The 15,005-nt window shown below is 73.8% G+C and carries 17 protein-coding genes, 2 tRNA genes and 1 other RNA gene; 8 read left to right on the top strand and 12 right to left on the bottom strand.

Annotation, left to right across the window (positions count from 1 at the left end):
• Positions 1-179 precede the first annotated feature (179 nt).
• From BU52_RS19660 to BU52_RS19630, 7 genes are all read right to left on the bottom strand, one after another.
• Positions 180-1,016 (bottom strand): RNA polymerase sigma factor SigF, encoded by an 837-nt coding sequence (locus BU52_RS19660; RefSeq protein WP_037936107.1) that lies wholly within the window; start codon positions 1,014-1,016, stop codon positions 180-182.
• A gap of 209 nt (positions 1,017-1,225) precedes the next feature.
• Entirely contained in the window at positions 1,226-1,519 is a 294-nt protein-coding gene (locus BU52_RS19655; protein ID WP_037936105.1) for a Dabb family protein, read from the bottom strand.
• On the bottom strand, positions 1,519-1,695 hold the full coding sequence (locus BU52_RS35710; RefSeq protein ID WP_037936102.1) for a hypothetical protein: 177 nt from the start codon (positions 1,693-1,695) through the stop codon (positions 1,519-1,521). Before BU52_RS35710 ends, BU52_RS19655 begins: the two co-directional genes overlap by 1 nt.
• A 100-nt stretch (positions 1,696-1,795) precedes the next feature.
• A tRNA-Ser gene (locus tag BU52_RS19645) sits at positions 1,796-1,880 on the bottom strand.
• Between the two features lie 45 nt (positions 1,881-1,925).
• Positions 1,926-2,357, bottom strand: coding sequence for a tRNA adenosine(34) deaminase TadA (gene tadA, locus BU52_RS19640; RefSeq protein ID WP_037936364.1), 432 nt, complete (start codon positions 2,355-2,357; stop codon positions 1,926-1,928).
• Between the two features lie 65 nt (positions 2,358-2,422).
• Positions 2,423-2,962 carry a tRNA adenosine deaminase-associated protein gene (locus tag BU52_RS19635; RefSeq protein WP_037936099.1) on the bottom strand — a complete coding sequence of 180 codons (540 nt, stop codon included), beginning with the start codon at positions 2,960-2,962 and terminating at the stop codon, positions 2,423-2,425.
• Between the two features lie 265 nt (positions 2,963-3,227).
• Positions 3,228-3,467 carry a hypothetical protein gene (locus BU52_RS19630; protein ID WP_037936097.1) on the bottom strand — a complete coding sequence of 80 codons (240 nt, stop codon included), beginning with the start codon at positions 3,465-3,467 and terminating at the stop codon, positions 3,228-3,230.
• 129 nt (positions 3,468-3,596) lie between these two features.
• Here BU52_RS19630 and upp point away from each other — a divergent pair, with 129 nt between their 5' ends.
• Positions 3,597-4,232, top strand: coding sequence for a uracil phosphoribosyltransferase (gene upp / locus BU52_RS19625; protein ID WP_037936094.1), 636 nt, complete (start codon positions 3,597-3,599; stop codon positions 4,230-4,232).
• A gap of 36 nt (positions 4,233-4,268) precedes the next feature.
• Here the strand turns inward: upp and BU52_RS19620 are convergent, their stop codons facing one another.
• The 4 genes from BU52_RS19620 to BU52_RS19605 form a co-directional block, all read right to left on the bottom strand.
• A complete protein-coding gene (locus BU52_RS19620) occupies positions 4,269-4,880 on the bottom strand; it encodes a LytR C-terminal domain-containing protein (protein ID WP_037936091.1) in 612 nt (203 codons plus the stop codon).
• Between the two features lie 168 nt (positions 4,881-5,048).
• Positions 5,049-5,345 carry a type II toxin-antitoxin system VapB family antitoxin gene (locus BU52_RS19615; RefSeq protein WP_004943146.1) on the bottom strand — a complete coding sequence of 99 codons (297 nt, stop codon included), beginning with the start codon at positions 5,343-5,345 and terminating at the stop codon, positions 5,049-5,051.
• 213 nt (positions 5,346-5,558) lie between these two features.
• Entirely contained in the window at positions 5,559-6,161 is a 603-nt protein-coding gene (locus BU52_RS19610) for an HhH-GPD-type base excision DNA repair protein (protein WP_037936090.1), read from the bottom strand.
• A gap of 24 nt (positions 6,162-6,185) precedes the next feature.
• Positions 6,186-6,908 (bottom strand): siderophore-interacting protein, encoded by a 723-nt coding sequence (locus tag BU52_RS19605; RefSeq protein WP_037936361.1) that lies wholly within the window; start codon positions 6,906-6,908, stop codon positions 6,186-6,188.
• Positions 6,909-6,984: 76 nt separating this feature from the next.
• Between BU52_RS19605 and BU52_RS19595 the strand changes: the two genes are divergently transcribed.
• The 5 genes from BU52_RS19595 (at position 6,985) to BU52_RS19575 (ending at position 13,182) form a co-directional block, all read left to right on the top strand.
• A complete protein-coding gene (locus BU52_RS19595) occupies positions 6,985-9,384 on the top strand; it encodes a penicillin acylase family protein (RefSeq protein ID WP_107061214.1) in 2,400 nt (799 codons plus the stop codon).
• Complete coding sequence (locus BU52_RS19590; protein ID WP_037936088.1) at positions 9,377-9,985, top strand: GNAT family N-acetyltransferase; 609 nt, start codon at positions 9,377-9,379, stop codon at positions 9,983-9,985. Before BU52_RS19595 ends, BU52_RS19590 begins: the two co-directional genes overlap by 8 nt.
• The gene (locus BU52_RS19585) at positions 9,982-10,461 is read left to right on the top strand and encodes a cupin domain-containing protein (RefSeq protein ID WP_037936087.1); all 480 of its coding nucleotides are present in this window, start codon (positions 9,982-9,984) and stop codon (positions 10,459-10,461) included. Before BU52_RS19590 ends, BU52_RS19585 begins: the two co-directional genes overlap by 4 nt.
• Entirely contained in the window at positions 10,458-11,231 is a 774-nt protein-coding gene (locus BU52_RS19580; RefSeq protein ID WP_037936085.1) for an SDR family NAD(P)-dependent oxidoreductase, read from the top strand. The genes BU52_RS19585 and BU52_RS19580 overlap by 4 nt, the downstream gene beginning before the upstream one ends.
• A 145-nt stretch (positions 11,232-11,376) precedes the next feature.
• Entirely contained in the window at positions 11,377-13,182 is a 1,806-nt protein-coding gene (locus tag BU52_RS19575; protein ID WP_037936083.1) for a copper resistance CopC/CopD family protein, read from the top strand.
• A gap of 190 nt (positions 13,183-13,372) precedes the next feature.
• On the opposite strand, the gene BU52_RS19570 is transcribed toward BU52_RS19575, so the two are convergent.
• Positions 13,373-13,460, bottom strand: a tRNA-Ser gene (locus tag BU52_RS19570).
• Between the two features lie 72 nt (positions 13,461-13,532).
• Between BU52_RS19570 and ffs the strand changes: the two genes are divergently transcribed.
• Positions 13,533-13,631, top strand: an RNA gene (gene ffs, locus BU52_RS33035) — signal recognition particle sRNA small type.
• 47 nt (positions 13,632-13,678) lie between these two features.
• A partial coding sequence (locus BU52_RS19565; RefSeq protein ID WP_037936082.1) for a DNA polymerase III subunit gamma and tau occupies positions 13,679-15,005 on the top strand: 1,327 nt, incomplete at its 3' end.

Genomic DNA, 15,005 nt, shown 5'->3' with positions numbered 1-15,005 from the left:
TGAATACCGGCGCCGAGGCTCCGGCAAACGCGCTTCCGGCAGAATGTCACATGTCGGCAACACGCTGTAGTGACATGTCGACATCCAAGATGTGAATCGACCCTGGAAACAAGGGGTCTGACGGTCTTTCGGTCCAGAAAAGCACAGAACGGCACTCGTGAGCGATTCGCTCGTTCCGGCTAAGCGTCGATCCTGTTTGCGGACCGCAGCCGCTGGAAGGAGCGCGCCAGCAGACGGGAGACGTGCATCTGCGAGACGCCGAGTTCCGCACTGATCTGCGACTGGGTGAGATTGCTGTAGTAACGCAGCAGCAGGATGCGTTGCTCCCGCTCGGGGAGCTGGACGAGCAGGTGCCGGACGAGATCGCGGTGCTCGACGCCGTCCAGGGCGGGATCCTCGTAGCCGAGCCGGTCCAGCAGTCCGGGCATCCCGTCGCCCTCCTGCGCGGCCTCCAGCGAGGTGGCGTGGTACGACCGTCCCGCCTCGATGCAGGACAGCACCTCCTCCTCGGTGATGCGCAGCCGCTCGGCGATCTCGGCCGTCGTCGGGGAGCGCCCGAAGGCGGTCGTGAGGTCCTCCGTGGCGCCACTGACCTGCACCCACAGCTCGTGCAGCCGGCGCGGTACGTGGACGGTGCGGACGTTGTCGCGGAAGTACCGCTTGATCTCGCCGACCACCGTCGGCATCGCGAACGTCGGGAACTGCACGCCCCGCTCGGGGTCGAAGCGGTCGATGGCGTTGATGAGCCCGATGGTGCCGACCTGGACGACGTCCTCCATCGGCTCGTTGCGGGAGCGGAAGCGGGCGGCGGCGTAGCGCACGAGCGGGAGGTTCGCCTCGATGAGCGCCGCGCGCACGCGGGTGTGCTCCGGTGTGCCCGGCTCCAGGTCCTTGAGCTGACCGAAGAGCACCTGTGTCAGCGCACGCGTGTCGGCGCCGCGTCGCTTGGCGGGGGTCTGGACCGTGTCGGGGGACACCTCGTCGTGGGGCGGCGCAGTACTGGCCGACACGGTCAACGCCACCTCTTCATCGCGCTCATCGTCCGTCAACTCATCCGTCAAAAGCGGTCATAGCATCACAAGACAGACTCACTGTGTGCAAGCACCGCATATTCCGTGTTGAGGGCGGAGGGCGGCGGCGACGAGACGACCGAGAGCCCCCGGCCGTCGCGGCGGGGGGCCCTCGGGGGACGTCCGGGATGTCCGGAGAACGTCGGGACGGAGCGTCAGAACGCGTAGTCGGCGATCACCCAGGTGGCGAACTCGCGCCACAGCCCGACACCGGCCTGGTGCTCGGGGTGCTCCACGTACCGGCGCAGCGCGTCCGCGTCGTCGAACGCCGAGTTGATGGCGAAGTCGTAGGCGATGGGGCGGTCGCTGATGTTCCAGGCGCATTCCCAGAAGCGGATCTCGGGGATCTTGCCGTCGAGCGAACGGAAGGCCTCCACGCCTTCGACGACCCGCGGGTCGTCGCGCTCGACGCCCTCGTTCAGCTTGAAGAGCACCAGGTGGCGGATCATCACTTTCCTCCGTCGGCGAGCCAGGTCATGAAGTCGCCGACGGCCTTCGCGGCGTCCGAGATGCCCTCGAACCCGACCGTGACGTAGTCGCCGGCCTTCTCCGGGTCCGTGATGATCAGATACAGCACGAAGACCACGAGGACGTAGACGGCGACCTTCTTCGCGTTCACCGCCATCGCGGCCCTCCCCTGTCACTGGTGTGCACTGTCGTCACATGCGTCGAGCGGGCCCATGATCGCACGAAGGGCCCCGTCCGACGACGGGGCCCTTCATCAGCGGTAGCGGAGGGATTTGAACCCTCGGTGACTTGCGCCACACTCGCTTTCGAGGCGAGCTCCTTCGGCCGCTCGGACACGCTACCGAGGGAGACCTTACAGCACGGTGCGGGGTGGTTCGAAATCGGTATTCAGCGCTCGCGGAAGAACTCCGTGAGCAGCCGGGAGCACTCCTCGGCGAGCACTCCCCCGATCACTTCGGGGCGGTGGTTGAGCCGCCGGTCGCGGACCAGGTCCCACAGGGAGCCGACCGCGCCCGCCTTCTCGTCCCGGGCACCGTAGACGAGCCGGTCCACCCGGGACTGCTGGATCGCGCCCGCGCACATCGTGCACGGCTCCAGCGTCACCACCAGGGTGCAGCCGGCCAGCCGCCACTGGCCGAGCTCCGCGGCGGCCCGCCGCACGGCGAGGACCTCCGCATGGGCGGTGGGGTCGCCCGCCGCCTCGCGTTCGTTGTGGGCGGCGGCCAGCACGGCGGTGCCGTCCGGGGCCAGCACGACGGCGCCGACGGGGACGTCCCCGCCCGAGGCGGCCAGGGCCGCCTCGTCCAGGGCGAGCCGCATCGCCGCCCGCCAGCGGTCGCGTACCGGGTCCGGCCGTCCGGACGCGGTGGGGGTGGTCGGCACGGTCAGCGGACGGTCTCCAGGACCTCCGAGGCGCCCAGCACCTCGGCGATCTCGTTGACGGCGTCCCCGGTCATCGAGCGCAACTCCTTCTCGCTCACGCCCAGGTCCTCCAGGACCCGCGCGTCGCCGACCGGTCCGTGCGGCACGGCGTCGGCGGAGCCGGCGGGCGCGGCGCCGCCCTCGGCGTCCTCGTCGTCCGGTTCGCCGTCCTCCGTGCCGTCGAGGTCGAGGGCGTCCAGGTCCGGGCCGTCGTCCCCGGGCTCACGGCCGAGCAGTTCGTCGGTGAGCAGGATCTCGCCGTAGCTGCTGCGGGCGGCCGCGGCGGCGTCGGAGACGTAGACCCGGGGATCCTCCTCGCCGTCCACGCGGACGACTCCGAACCAGCCCTCCTCCTGCTCGATCAGCACGAGCACCGTGTCCTCGTCGGGCGAGGCTTCCCGGGCCAGGTCGGCCAGATCCGACAGGGTCTCCACATCGTCGAGCTCCGTGTCGCTCGCTTCCCACCCGTCTTCGGTGCGCGCGAGCAGTGCGGCGAAGTACACCGTGACTCTCCCACTGGTCATAGGGTGCCGGTCGGGAATCCCCCCGGCGGAGGTGTGCGGGCGAGGCCGGTCGCGAGCCCCACCCACTCGGCATCGTGGCAGAAAGAAGGCCGTCAGGGGATGTCTTCGGCTCCCTGTGTTCGCCGGTTTCGCTCGCAGTTCGCCGAGTGCGCCCCGCAGGACCCACCGACGCCCTTGTTGCCGCCACGTGCGGATCGTACGCGGCTCCGCCCGTCGCGCCCGCGCGGCACTCGGAAGGTGCCTGCTACCAGCGGAAGGTGCGCATGCGCATCGCGTGCCGCAGCCGGGCGGCCTTCGCGCGGCGCGGCTGGACCCGGTCGCGCAGTGCGCGGGCCTCCGCGAGTTCGCGCAGGAACCGGGCGCGGCGCCGCCGGCGCTCGGCCTCCGACTCGGCCTCGGCGCCGGTCCTCGGCCCTCCCAGGCTCACCACCGGGCCGAGGGTGTCGCGCGGCGACGGATTGTCTCGGTCTTCCTGCTCAGGCATGGGGGCATCCCTCCGATCCGTCCCTCCCACCTTCCCCCGGACGGCCGGTTTGACGCCGGCGAAGCAGTGGTGGGGCCCGGGGTGCTCGCCGTGCGCGGGGACGACCGGCCCCCGGTTACTGTTGACCCCATGCGTCTCCACGTCGTCGACCACCCCCTGGTCGCCCACAAGCTCACCACGCTGCGCGACCAGCGCACCGACTCCGCGACCTTCCGCCGCCTCGCCGACGAGCTGGTCACCCTGCTCGCCTACGAGGCCACGCGCGACGTGCGCACCGAACAGGTCGACATCCGGACGCCGGTGGAGCGGACCACGGGCGTCAAGCTCTCCCACCCGCGCCCGCTGGTGGTGCCGATCCTGCGGGCCGGTCTCGGGATGCTGGACGGCATGGTCCGGCTGCTGCCGACCGCCGAGGTGGGCTTCCTCGGCATGATCCGCAACGAGGAGACGCTGCAGGCCTCGACGTACGCCACCCGGATGCCGGAGGACCTCTCCGGGCGCCAGGTCTACGTCCTGGACCCGATGCTCGCCACCGGCGGCACGCTGGTGGCGGCGATCCAGGAGCTGATCAAGCGCGGCGCGGACGACGTGACCGCCGTGGTGCTGCTGGCCGCCCCGGAGGGCGTGGAGGTCATGGAGCGCGAGCTGGCGGGCACACCGGTGACGGTCGTGACGGCGTCGGTGGACGAGCGGCTCAACGAGCAGGGCTACATCGTGCCGGGACTCGGCGACGCCGGGGACCGGATGTACGGGGCCGCCGAGTAGGCGGACGGCCGCGGTCCCCGCGTCCTCAGCGGCTCGTCAGCACTTCTTCTTCGAGGCGGGCGCCGGTTCCGGCTCGGCCAGCGCGGTCAGGGCCCGGTCGGCGTCCGCCTTCTTCGTCAGCTCCCGGAACGCGTCGCCGATGATCAGGTCGACCTCGGTGCCCTTGCGGGCGGGGTCGGTGCGGCGCTCGGCGCCGGCGAGCTGGGCGCCGAGCACCGGCAGCGAGGTGTCGAGGGCGGCGGCGGGCCCGAGCAGCACGCCGTTCCCCTTCACCTTCTTGTCGTACTCCTTGGGCGCGTTGGCGACCTCGCCGATCTTGAAGCCGCGCTTCTTCAGCTCGTCGGCCGTCTTCTGCGCCAGGCCGCCGCGGGTCGTGGCGTTGAGGACGTTGACCGTGATCGTGCCGGGCACGGGGAGCGTCTTCGGGGCGGCCGCGGGGGTCGCCCTGGTGGCGCAGCCCGCCTTGGTGCCGAGCGTGGAGGCGGAGTCGTCGCCGCCGGTGAACACGTCGATGAGCTGCAGCGTGCCCCAGCCGCCCACCCCGAGCACGGCGACGGAGGCGACGGACAGCGCGACGAGCCTGCCGCGCCGCCGGGGCCGGCGCATCCGCGGGTACCGGTCGCCGGTGATCCGGTACTGGCCGCCCATGCCGGGTGGAGTGAGCATGCTCATGAGCGCAGCGTAGTGCGCCCGGGCTGCAATGCCTACTAGATGATCATTCGACTGGGTGCAGTCCAACCCGAAAGGGCCAAACCGGCGGGGGAGGGGACGCCGAACGGGCGCCCGGAGCGGACGGAGCGGCTCCCGGCGCGGGCGTCAGTCCAGTTCGAGCACGCGTGCGTGCAGCACCTGACGCTGCTGGAGCGCCGCCCGCACGGCGCGGTGCAGCCCGTCCTCCAGGTAGAGGTCGCCCTGCCACTTCACGACGTGCGCGAAGAGGTCGCCGTAGAAGGTCGAGTCCTCGGCGAGCAGGGTCTCGAGGTCGAGCTGCTGCTTGGTCGTCACGAGCTGATCGAGGCGGACCGGGCGCGGCGCGACGTCCGCCCACTGCCGGGTGCTTTCCCGGCCGTGGTCGGGGTACGGCCGGCCGTTTCCGATGCGCTTGAAGATCACACGGAAAGCCTACCGGTCAAGACGTTCCGGGCGCAGCCATGGCGACGCAGTGCGACGCCGGAAAAGGTATGCGAAACCGGGCGCAAACGGGCTTCCCCGGTCCGGCTCCCCCTCTGTTCGACGACACCTCAGAGGTGTTCGGGCCCGATCGGGCGGCCCCTGCGGCCGATTCCCCCGAAAGGGGCCCGGCGCGTCCCCGGGCCGCCCGTCCCGTTACGTGCCCTGCTTCTTCGCGGCCTTCGCCGCCTTGGCCGCCGCCTTCATCTCCTGCTTGTGGGCCCGCACCTCGGACAGCGACTCCGGCCCGGTGATGTCGGCGACGGAGCGGAAGGACCCCTCCTCGCCGTAGGCGCCGGCGGCCTCCCGCCAGCCGGTGGGCCGGACCCCGAGCTGCTTGCCGAGCAGGGCGAGGAAGATCTGGGCCTTCTGCCTGCCGAACCCCGGCAGGTCCTCCAGTCGCTTCAGCAGCTCCCCGCCGTCGCCGACGTCCCGCCAGACGGCCTCGGCGTCACCGTCGTAGTGCTCGACGAGGTACCGGCACAGCTGCTGGATGCGGCCCGCCATCGACCCCGGGTAGCGGTGCACGGCCGGCTTGTCGGAGAGCAGTGCCGCGAACGCGTCGGGGTCGTACGCGGCGATCTCGTGCGCGTCCAGATCGTCCGCGCCGAGCCGCTGGGCGATCGTCGCGGGGCCCTTGAACGCCCACTCCATCGGGATCTGCTGGTCCAGCAGCATCCCGGTCAGCGCGGCGAGCGGGCTGCGGCCCAGCAGCCGGTCGGCGTCGGGGTCCTGGGCGAGGCGAAGAGTGACGTCCATGTCCCGATGGTCGCGCGTCGCGGGTCAGCTCGCGCGCCAGTACCCCAGCGCGTGCAGCCGCTGCCTGGGCACGCCCAGCTCCTTGCGCACGAACGCCGCCAGCTCCCGCGTGGTCGCGGTGTCGCAGGCGATCCACACGTACGGGTCGGAGACGGCGCGCAGCGGCTCGGGCAGCTCGCCCCGCACGCGCTCCACGAGTGCCGCTCCCGCCTCCCGCCGGGGCACCTCCCGCACCTCGTGCCGGGCGGGATCCGCGCCGCAGGGCAGCCCGTCGAGGGCGCCCTCGAACCAGATGGTCGCCGGGGCGGAGCCCACCGTGCCGAGCAGGGAGTTGATGGCCGGCAGCGAGGCCGCGTCACCGACCACGAAGACGTGGGAGGGAGCCGGGTCGGGTTCCTCGAAGCCCGTGCCCCGCACGGTCGCCCCGATGGTGTCACCGGGCCGCGCCGTCCTCGCCCAGTCGCTGGCGCACCCCTCGTGCAGCGCGAACTCCAGGCTGAACGTGCCGGCCGCCGGGTCCGGGTCGACCAGGGTGTACGCGCGCTGGTGCGGCCTGCCCGCGTTGTCGAACCACAGCCGCACCCACATCGTCGGGTGGACGCCGGTCGCCGCCAGCATCCCCCCGTCGGTGAAGCGCACCCGCCGGTAGCCGGCGGTGACGTCCTCGCCGCCCGTCACGGTGAACTCGAAGTCCTTCGCGCGCAGCAGCTTGAGGACCGCGCCCTCCCAGCCCCGCCCCTGCCCCATCGCCCCGTCCCCCTTCGCGTACGATCTCGTCACGGTTAACTTAGGGGAGCCTAACCTAAAGGGAAATGAGGGCACAGTGACCGGCGAGATCTTCCGGGACCCCTGGGGCATCCCCCACCTGCGGGCGGACAGCGCGAACGAACTCGCTCGCACCCAGGGCCGGGTCACCGCCCTCGACCGGGCCTGGCAGCTCGAGGTGGAACGCCACCGCGCCCAGGGCACCTCCGCCTCCTTCCTGGGACCTGAGGCCCTCTCCTGGGACCGCTTCGCCCGCCGCGCCCGCCTGGCCGACACGGCCCGCCGCTGCTTCGCCGAACTGGAGCGCCGGGACCCGGAAACGGCCGCGTGGGTACGGGCGTACGTGGCGGGAGTCAACGAGGAACTGACGTCCCTCCGGGCCTCGGGCGCGCGGGCCGGGTCATGGACCGACGCGTCCGCCGGTGATCCGGCCGGAGGGGGGAACGGCTCCGCCGGGCCCGGGGGCCCCGGAGGGGACGGCGCCGGCGAGGAACCGGCGTCGGCCCGGCGCGCGGGCGCGCGGGCCGATGGATCCGCGGGCGGCGCGGGCGCGCGGGCCGGTGGCTGCGCGGGCGGCCCGGGTGCGCGGGGCGGTGGATCCGCGGACGGCCCGGGTGCGCGGGGCGAGGGCTTCGGCGGGACCGGGGGCCCGGGAGGCGGCGGCCCCGGCGGTGGTGCGGGTGCCGCCTCCGAGTTCACCCGCGCCGGTCTCGTGCCCGGCCGCTGGGAGCCCTGGACGCCGCTCGCGGTCTGGCTCGCCACCCACATCCTCTTCGCCGGCTTCCCCGCGAAGCTCTGGCGCGAGCACATCACCACCCACCTCGGTGCCGGCGCCGCGGGGCTGTTCGCCACCGACGGGCCCGGTACCTCCGGCAGCAACGGCTGGCTGGTCACCGGGGAGCGCACGGTCACCGGGCAGGCGGTCATCGCCGGGGACCCCCACCGGTTCATCGAGGACCCGGGCGTGTACCAGCAGATCCGCCTGTCCTGCCCGGAGTTCGACGTCGTCGGCCTCGCCGTGCCCGGCGTTCCCGGGGTCGCCCACTTCGGCCACACCGGCACCGTCGCCTGGGCCATCACCAACGCCATGGCCGACTACCAGGACCTCTACCGCGAGCGGCTGCGGCGCACCGGGGCCGGCGTGGAGGCGCTCGGCCCGGACGGGACGTGGCGGCGGGCGGTCCGGCACACCGAGACGGTGGAAGTGGCGGGCGAGGAGGCGGTCGAGGTCGAGGTCATCGAGACCGACCGCGGTCCCGTCGTCATCGGTGGCCCCGAGGGCCTGGACGACGGCGTGCCCCCGCCCGGCGAACCCCCGCTCGCCGTCGCCCTCCGCCATCCGCCCCACGTGACCGGCGACCTCGGCTTCGGCGCCCTGCTGCCGCTGCTGCGGGCCCGCCGGGCCGCCGACGTGGACCGGGCCGTCGACCTGTGGGCCGAGCCGGTCAACGTCGTCCTCGCCGCCGACACCGACGGCGGCACCCTGCACCGGGTGGCCGGCCGGGTCCCCGTCCGCTCGGAGGCCAACCGGACCCGCGTGGTGCCCGCGTGGGAGCCCGGGTACGCCTGGCAGGGCTGGCACACCCCGCCGCGCGCCGGACTGACCGACGGTGTCGCCGTGATGGCGAACCAGCGCGGCCCGGCCGCGCCCCTCGGCGTCGAGTTCGCCCCGCCGCACCGCGCCGACCGGATCACCGCCCTGCTGGCCGGGCGGACGCGCTGGTCCGCCGCGGACATGCCCGCCCTCCACATGGACACCCGCCTCGCCTCCGCCGCCCCCCTCCTGGACCACCTCGCCGCCCTCGACGCCCCGGGCCTCACCGGGCCCGCCGCCGCCCTGCGCGACCGCCTCCTGCGCTGGAACCGCCACATGGACGCGGACAGCGCCGACGCGGCCGCCTTCGCCGCGCTGCGCACGGCACTCGTACGCCGGATCGCGGCCCACCCCGCGTTCGCGGCGGCGGCCACGCCACCGCCGTACCCCGAGGTCTTCCGGCCCTGGCTGGCGCTGGTCCCGCGCATCGGTTACGCCCTCGAACACCTCCTCGGCGCCGACGACCTGTACGGCATCGACCGCCCGGCGGCCGTCCGCGCCGCGCTGGAGGAGGTCGCGGCCCGGCCGCCCGCCGGCACCTGGGGCGACACCCACCGCCTCGCCCCCTGGCGGGCCCTGCCGCCCAGGACCCCGCACGACGAGCCCGGGCTGTCCGGCGACCACGACTGCGTGCTGTGCACCTCCCCGGTGCCCGGCCTCACCGACCTCGCCGCACGCGGCCCGGCCGCCCGCTACGTCTGGGACCTGGCCCGGCGCGAGGACAGCCGCTGGGTGGTGCCGTTCGGCGCCTGCGGCGATCCCGGCTCGCCCCACCACCGCGACCAGCAGCCCCTGTGGCTCGCCGGAGACCTGGCCCCGGTCGTCACCGACTGGGCGCAGCTGACGAAGGAGACCGATGTCTGATCCGTACGCCTCCCGCCCGTCCGTCCACGAGCAGGAGGCCGACGGCGTCGGCCCCGTGCGCGTCGTGCCGCTCGACCCGGCCGCCGACGCGCCCCTCCTGCACCGCTGGGTGAGTGAGGAACGCGCCGTCTTCTGGGGCATGAACGGCCTGACCGAGCGGCAGGTCGCCGAGATCTACGCCCACATGGGCACCCTCGACACCCACCACGCCCACCTCGTCCTCGTGGACGGCACGCCGGCAGCGCTGCTCCAGACGTACGAACCACGGGCCGACCGCGTCGGCGAGTGCTATCCCGTCGAGCCCGGAGACATCGGCGTCCACCTGCTCCTCGCCCCCGCCGGACCGGACGGCCCGCGGTCCGGCTGGACCGGCGGTCTGCTGACCGCCGTAGCCACCTATGTCCTGCTGGTACTCGACCGGAAGCGGGTGGTGGTCGACCCGGACGTCGCCAACGGGAAGGCGATCGCCCGCTTCGCGAGGCACGGATTCACCACCGGCCCCACGGTCGTGCTGCCGGAGATCGACCTGCCCGACGTGCATCTCCCGGCGAAGAAGGCGCAACTTGCCTTCCTCACCCGCGAGGTAGCCTTCGGCAGGTGACCCCCGACGACCTCGTCGCCCACTACCGGCTGGAGCCGATCCCCCGCGAGGGCGGGCGGTTCCGGCAGACCTGGGCGGGTCCCGTGCGCCCCGACGGCCGGCCCGAGGGCACCGCCGTCGTCGTCCTGCTCACCAGCGCACCCGGCGACTTCTCCGCCCTGCACCGCCTGCCCGCCGACGAGATCTGGCACCACTACCTCGGCGACCCGCTCCAGTTCCTCCTCCTCGCCCCGGACGGCACCTCCCGGACCCCCGTCCTCGGCCCGGACGTCCTCGGCGGCCAGCATGTCCAGCTCACCGTCCCGGCCGGCACCTGGATGGGCGCGCGGGTGGTGGCGGGCGGCGCCTGGACGTTGTTCGGCTGCACGATGGCGCCCGGCTTCACCTACGAGGGCTACGAGCACGGCGACGCGGCGGACCTGACGCGACGGCATCCCGGCCGGGCGGCACTCATCGCGGAGCTGTGCCGCCCATGACCGGACACGGGCTGCTCCGGGGCCAGGTCGCCCTGGTCACGGGCGCGGGCGGCGGCATCGGCGGGGGCGTCGCGCGGCGGTTCGCCGAGGAGGGCGCGGCCGTCGCGCTGCACTGCCGTACGTCGATGGCGTCGGCGCGGGACACCGCCGGCCGCATCCGGGAGTCGGGCGGCGCGGCCGTCGTCCTGCGCGGGGATCTGACCGACGAGGACGCCTGCCGCCGCGTGGTGGCCGAGGCGGCCGAGTGGGGCGGCGGCCGGCTGACCGCGCTGGTCAACAACGCCGGGATCCAGCCCGTCCGGGAGCTCGCCGGGATGACGGCCGACGAGTGGCGCACGGTCGTGGACACCAACCTCACCGGCGTCTTCGCCTGCACCCAGGCGGCGGCCCGCCTCATGCGCGAGCAGGACGGCGGCGGCTCCGTCACCCACATCGCCTCCGTCGAGGCCCGGAACCCGGCCCCCGGACACGCCCACTACGGCGTGTCCAAGGCGGCGGTGGTGGCGCACGCCCGCGCGGCGGCCCTGGAGTACGGGCCGTGGGGCGTCCGCGTCAACTCCGTCTCGCCGGGCCTCGTCGAGCGCGAGGGCCTGGCCGACGCCTGGCCGGAGGGCGTGCGCCGGTGGCGGGAGGCGTCCGCCGTGGGCCGGCTCGGCCGCCCGGAGGACGTCGGCGATGCCTGCGTGTTCCTGGCCTCCCGGCTCGCGTCCTGGGTGACGGGCCACGACCTGGTGGTGGACGGGGGAGTCTCGGCCCGGCCGACCTGGTGAGCACGCCGGGCCCGCCGTCCGTACCTCATGCGGAGCCGGATGACCGGGAGGCGGGTACGACGTGGAGCGACGGTGCGGCGTGGCGGCGGGCGACGGCGGACGGGGCGGGGCCGCGGGCCCCGGAACCAGGCGGCTTCGAGGGCTGGTGCTGCTGGGCGCCGTGCTGCTCCTGCTCCTCCTGGGCAGCGCGGCCCCGGCGAGCGCCCACGCCGCCCTCCGGGACAGCGACCCCGGGGACGGAAGCGTCGTGGGGTCCGCCCCGCGGCACATCACCCTGACCTTCACGGAGTCCGTCGGCCTGCTCGACGACTCCTTCCGCGTCTACAGCCCCGACAACCGGCGGGTCCGGCTGGGCGAGCCACGGCACGCGGACGGCGCCTCCGACACCGCGCGCGCCGCACTGCCCGGCGGCCTCGCCGACGGCACCTACACGGTGGCCTGGCGGGTGGTCTCCGCCGACAGCCACCCGGTCTCCGGCGCCTTCACCTTCTCCGTCGGCAAGCCCTCGCCCCACCCGCCCGCGGCACCCGCGGACCACCCCGAGAACCCCGTCACCAGGAGCCTCTACGACACCGGCCGCTACCTCGCGTACATCGCCGCCGCCCTGCTGATCGGCGCGGCGGCGTTCGCCGGCCTGTGCCGTCCGCCGGACACCGCCCCGTTGCGGCCGGCGCTGCTCACCGGCTGGTGGACCCTGCTGACGGCCACGGCCGCCCTGCTCGTGCTGCGCGCCCCGTACGAGAACGGCACGCCGCCCTCCGCCGCCCTCGACCCCGCCGCCTTCTCCGGCGCCCTCACCGGCCGGCCGGGACTGGCCCTGCTGACCCGGCTGGCCCTGCTCCTGCTCGCGGCGGCCGTCCTGGTACCGCTCGCCCGGCGCGGCGGCCCCCGGACGCGCCTCGCGGCCGGCGCCGCGTTCTCCGTCGCCCTCGCCATGACGTGGGCGGCCGCCGAACACGCTTCCGCCGGGATCCAGGTCCCGGTGGCGATGACGTCGTCCGTCCTCCACCTGCTGGCGACGGCCTGCTGGCTCGGCGGCCTGACGGCGCTGCTCCTCACCCTGTACCGCGCGAGGACCCCGCCCCCGCCCACCACCGTCGCGCGCTTCTCCCGCCTGGCCTTCGCGTCGGTGACCGTGCTCGTCGTCACCGGCACCTACCAGTCATGGCGCGGACTGGGCTCCTGGGCCGCCCTCACGGACTCCTCGTACGGCCGGACCCTGACGGTGAAGCTGGCCGCGACTCTTTTCCTGCTGCTGGCGGCGGGCCTGTCCCGCCGCTGGACGGCGCTCCTGGTGAGCGGGGCACGGGCGCAGGCGGCGGTGGAAACACGGGTGCCCGAACCGGTGGGAGCGTTCGGCGCGCCCCCGCGACCCGGGCCCGCGGAGACGTCGCCGGACGGGCCGGACACGCCGTCGCCGGACGGGCCGGACACGCCCGGTACGCCGCCGCCCGGCCATGACCGTCGCGCCCTGCGCCGGTCCGTGCTGGCCGAGGTGGCCGTGGCCGTCGTCGTGCTGCTGATCACCACGGTGCTGACCGGCACCCTCCCCGCCCGCGCGGAGGCCGAGGCGGCCGGCGCGTCCCGGCGGCAGGTGGCCGGGCTCCCGGGGGCGGAGGCGTTCACGGTCCCCTACGACGCCGGCACGCCCGGAGGCCGGGGCACGGTGCAGATCACGATGGACCCCGGCCGGGTCGGCGAGAACGGCCTGCAGGCCGTGGTCTTCGGCCCCACCGGCGCCCTGACCTTCGTACCGGAGGTCCGGATCTCCTTCAGCCTCGCCGCCGAGGACATCGGCCCCCTCGACGCCGGGGTGACCGACCGCGGCGGCTACTGGGCCACCAGCGACCTCGCTCTCCCCCTCGAAGGCACCTGGACCATGAGGCTGACGGTCCGGGTCTCGGAGGTGGACCAGGTGACCGAGACCCGGCAGGTGCGGATCACGCGCTGACCAGGTGACGCGCCGTCAACGACAGGAGCCCGGCCCCCGCTCACGCCCTGCGCCGGGCGCGGAGCAGAGTTCTTCGGGTCCGACGGCCTCGTCGACCGACCGCGGCGCGTGGCCGAGAACCTCGTCCTGGACAACGCCGAAGGGCCCCCTGTTTCCAGGGGGCCCTTCGACATCGTGCCCGGTGAGGCACTGGCGGAGGATACGAGATTCGAACTCGTGAGGGGTTGCCCCCAACACGCTTTCCAAGCGTGCGCCCTAGGCCTCTAGGCGAATCCTCCGCTGGGAACATTACATGACCGAGAGGAGTGCTCGCGAACTCGTTCCCCGCCCGCGACATGGGGTAGCCTCTGCGTAGCCCCTCACGCGGCGCTATCTGACTGAACTCCCCCAGGGCCGGAAGGCAGCAAGGGTAGGTCGGCTCTGGCGGGTGCGTGGGGGGCGCTTGCGTCTCCGGCGGCCGGTCCGGTTGTCGGTGGGCGCCTATAACCTCGTAGGCGTGTCGTCTCTCGCGCTGTACCGCCGCTATCGCCCGGAGTCGTTCGCCGAGGTCATCGGGCAGGAGCATGTCACCGACCCGTTGCAGCAGGCGCTGCGGAACAACCGGGTCAATCACGCGTACCTGTTCAGCGGTCCGCGTGGCTGCGGCAAGACGACCAGTGCGCGGATCCTCGCGCGGTGCCTGAACTGCGAGAAGGGCCCCACCCCGACTCCGTGCGGGGAGTGCCAGTCGTGCCGCGACCTCGCGCGCAACGGACCCGGTTCGATCGACGTCATCGAGATCGACGCCGCGTCCCACGGTGGTGTGGACGACGCCCGTGACCTGCGCGAGAAGGCGTTCTTCGGGCCCGCCTCCAGCCGCTACAAGATCTACATCATCGACGAGGCCCACATGGTCACGTCGGCCGGGTTCAACGCGCTGCTCAAGGTCGTCGAGGAGCCGCCGGAGCACCTGAAGTTCATCTTCGCGACCACCGAGCCCGAGAAGGTCATCGGGACGATCCGGTCGCGGACGCACCACTACCCGTTCCGGCTGGTTCCGCCCGGCACCCTGCGGGACTACCTCGGCGAGGTGTGCGAGAAGGAGGGCATCCCCGTCGAGGAGGGCGTGCTGCCGCTCGTCGTGCGGGCCGGGGCCGGGTCCGTGCGTGACTCGATGTCCGTCATGGACCAGCTGCTCGCCGGAGCGACGGCGGACGGTGTGACGTACGCCATGGCCACCTCCCTGCTCGGGTACACCGACGGTTCGCTGCTGGACTCCGTGGTCGAGGCCTTCGCGACCGGTGACGGCGCCGCCGCCTTCGAGGTCGTCGACCGGGTGATCGAGGGCGGCAACGATCCGCGCAGGTTCGTCGCGGACCTGCTGGAGCGGCTGCGGGACCTTGTCATCCTCGCCGCCGTTCCCGACGCGGCCGAGAAGGGGCTCATCGACGCCCCCGCCGACGTCATCGAGCGGATGCAGGCCCAGGCCGGCACCTTCGGCCCCGCCGAGCTCAGCCGCGCCGCAGACCTGGTCAACGAGGGGCTGACCGAGATGCGCGGCGCCACCTCGCCCCGTCTCCAGCTCGAGCTGATCTGCGCGCGGGTGCTGCTTCCCGCCGCGTACGGCGACGAGCGCTCGGTCATGGCCCGGCTGGACCGGATCGAGCGCGGTGTGCACTTCTCCGCGGGCGCCGGTGCGCCCGCCGCGGGGTACGTCCCCGGGCCGGAGGCGCACGGGCCGGCGCAGGAGCAGGGCGGCATCGAGCCGGGCGGTGGCGTCGCCGCCGCCCGGGCCGCGGTGCGGGCGCCGGGCCCGTCTTCGGCGCCGCCCGCTCCCACACCCG

Source organism: Streptomyces toyocaensis (assembly GCF_000725125.1).
In the GTDB taxonomy this organism is placed as follows: Bacteria; Actinomycetota; Actinomycetes; order Streptomycetales; family Streptomycetaceae; genus Streptomyces; species Streptomyces toyocaensis.
The sequence above is the reverse complement of the archived record's forward strand: the minus strand, read 5'-3'. Positions and strand labels throughout refer to the sequence as shown.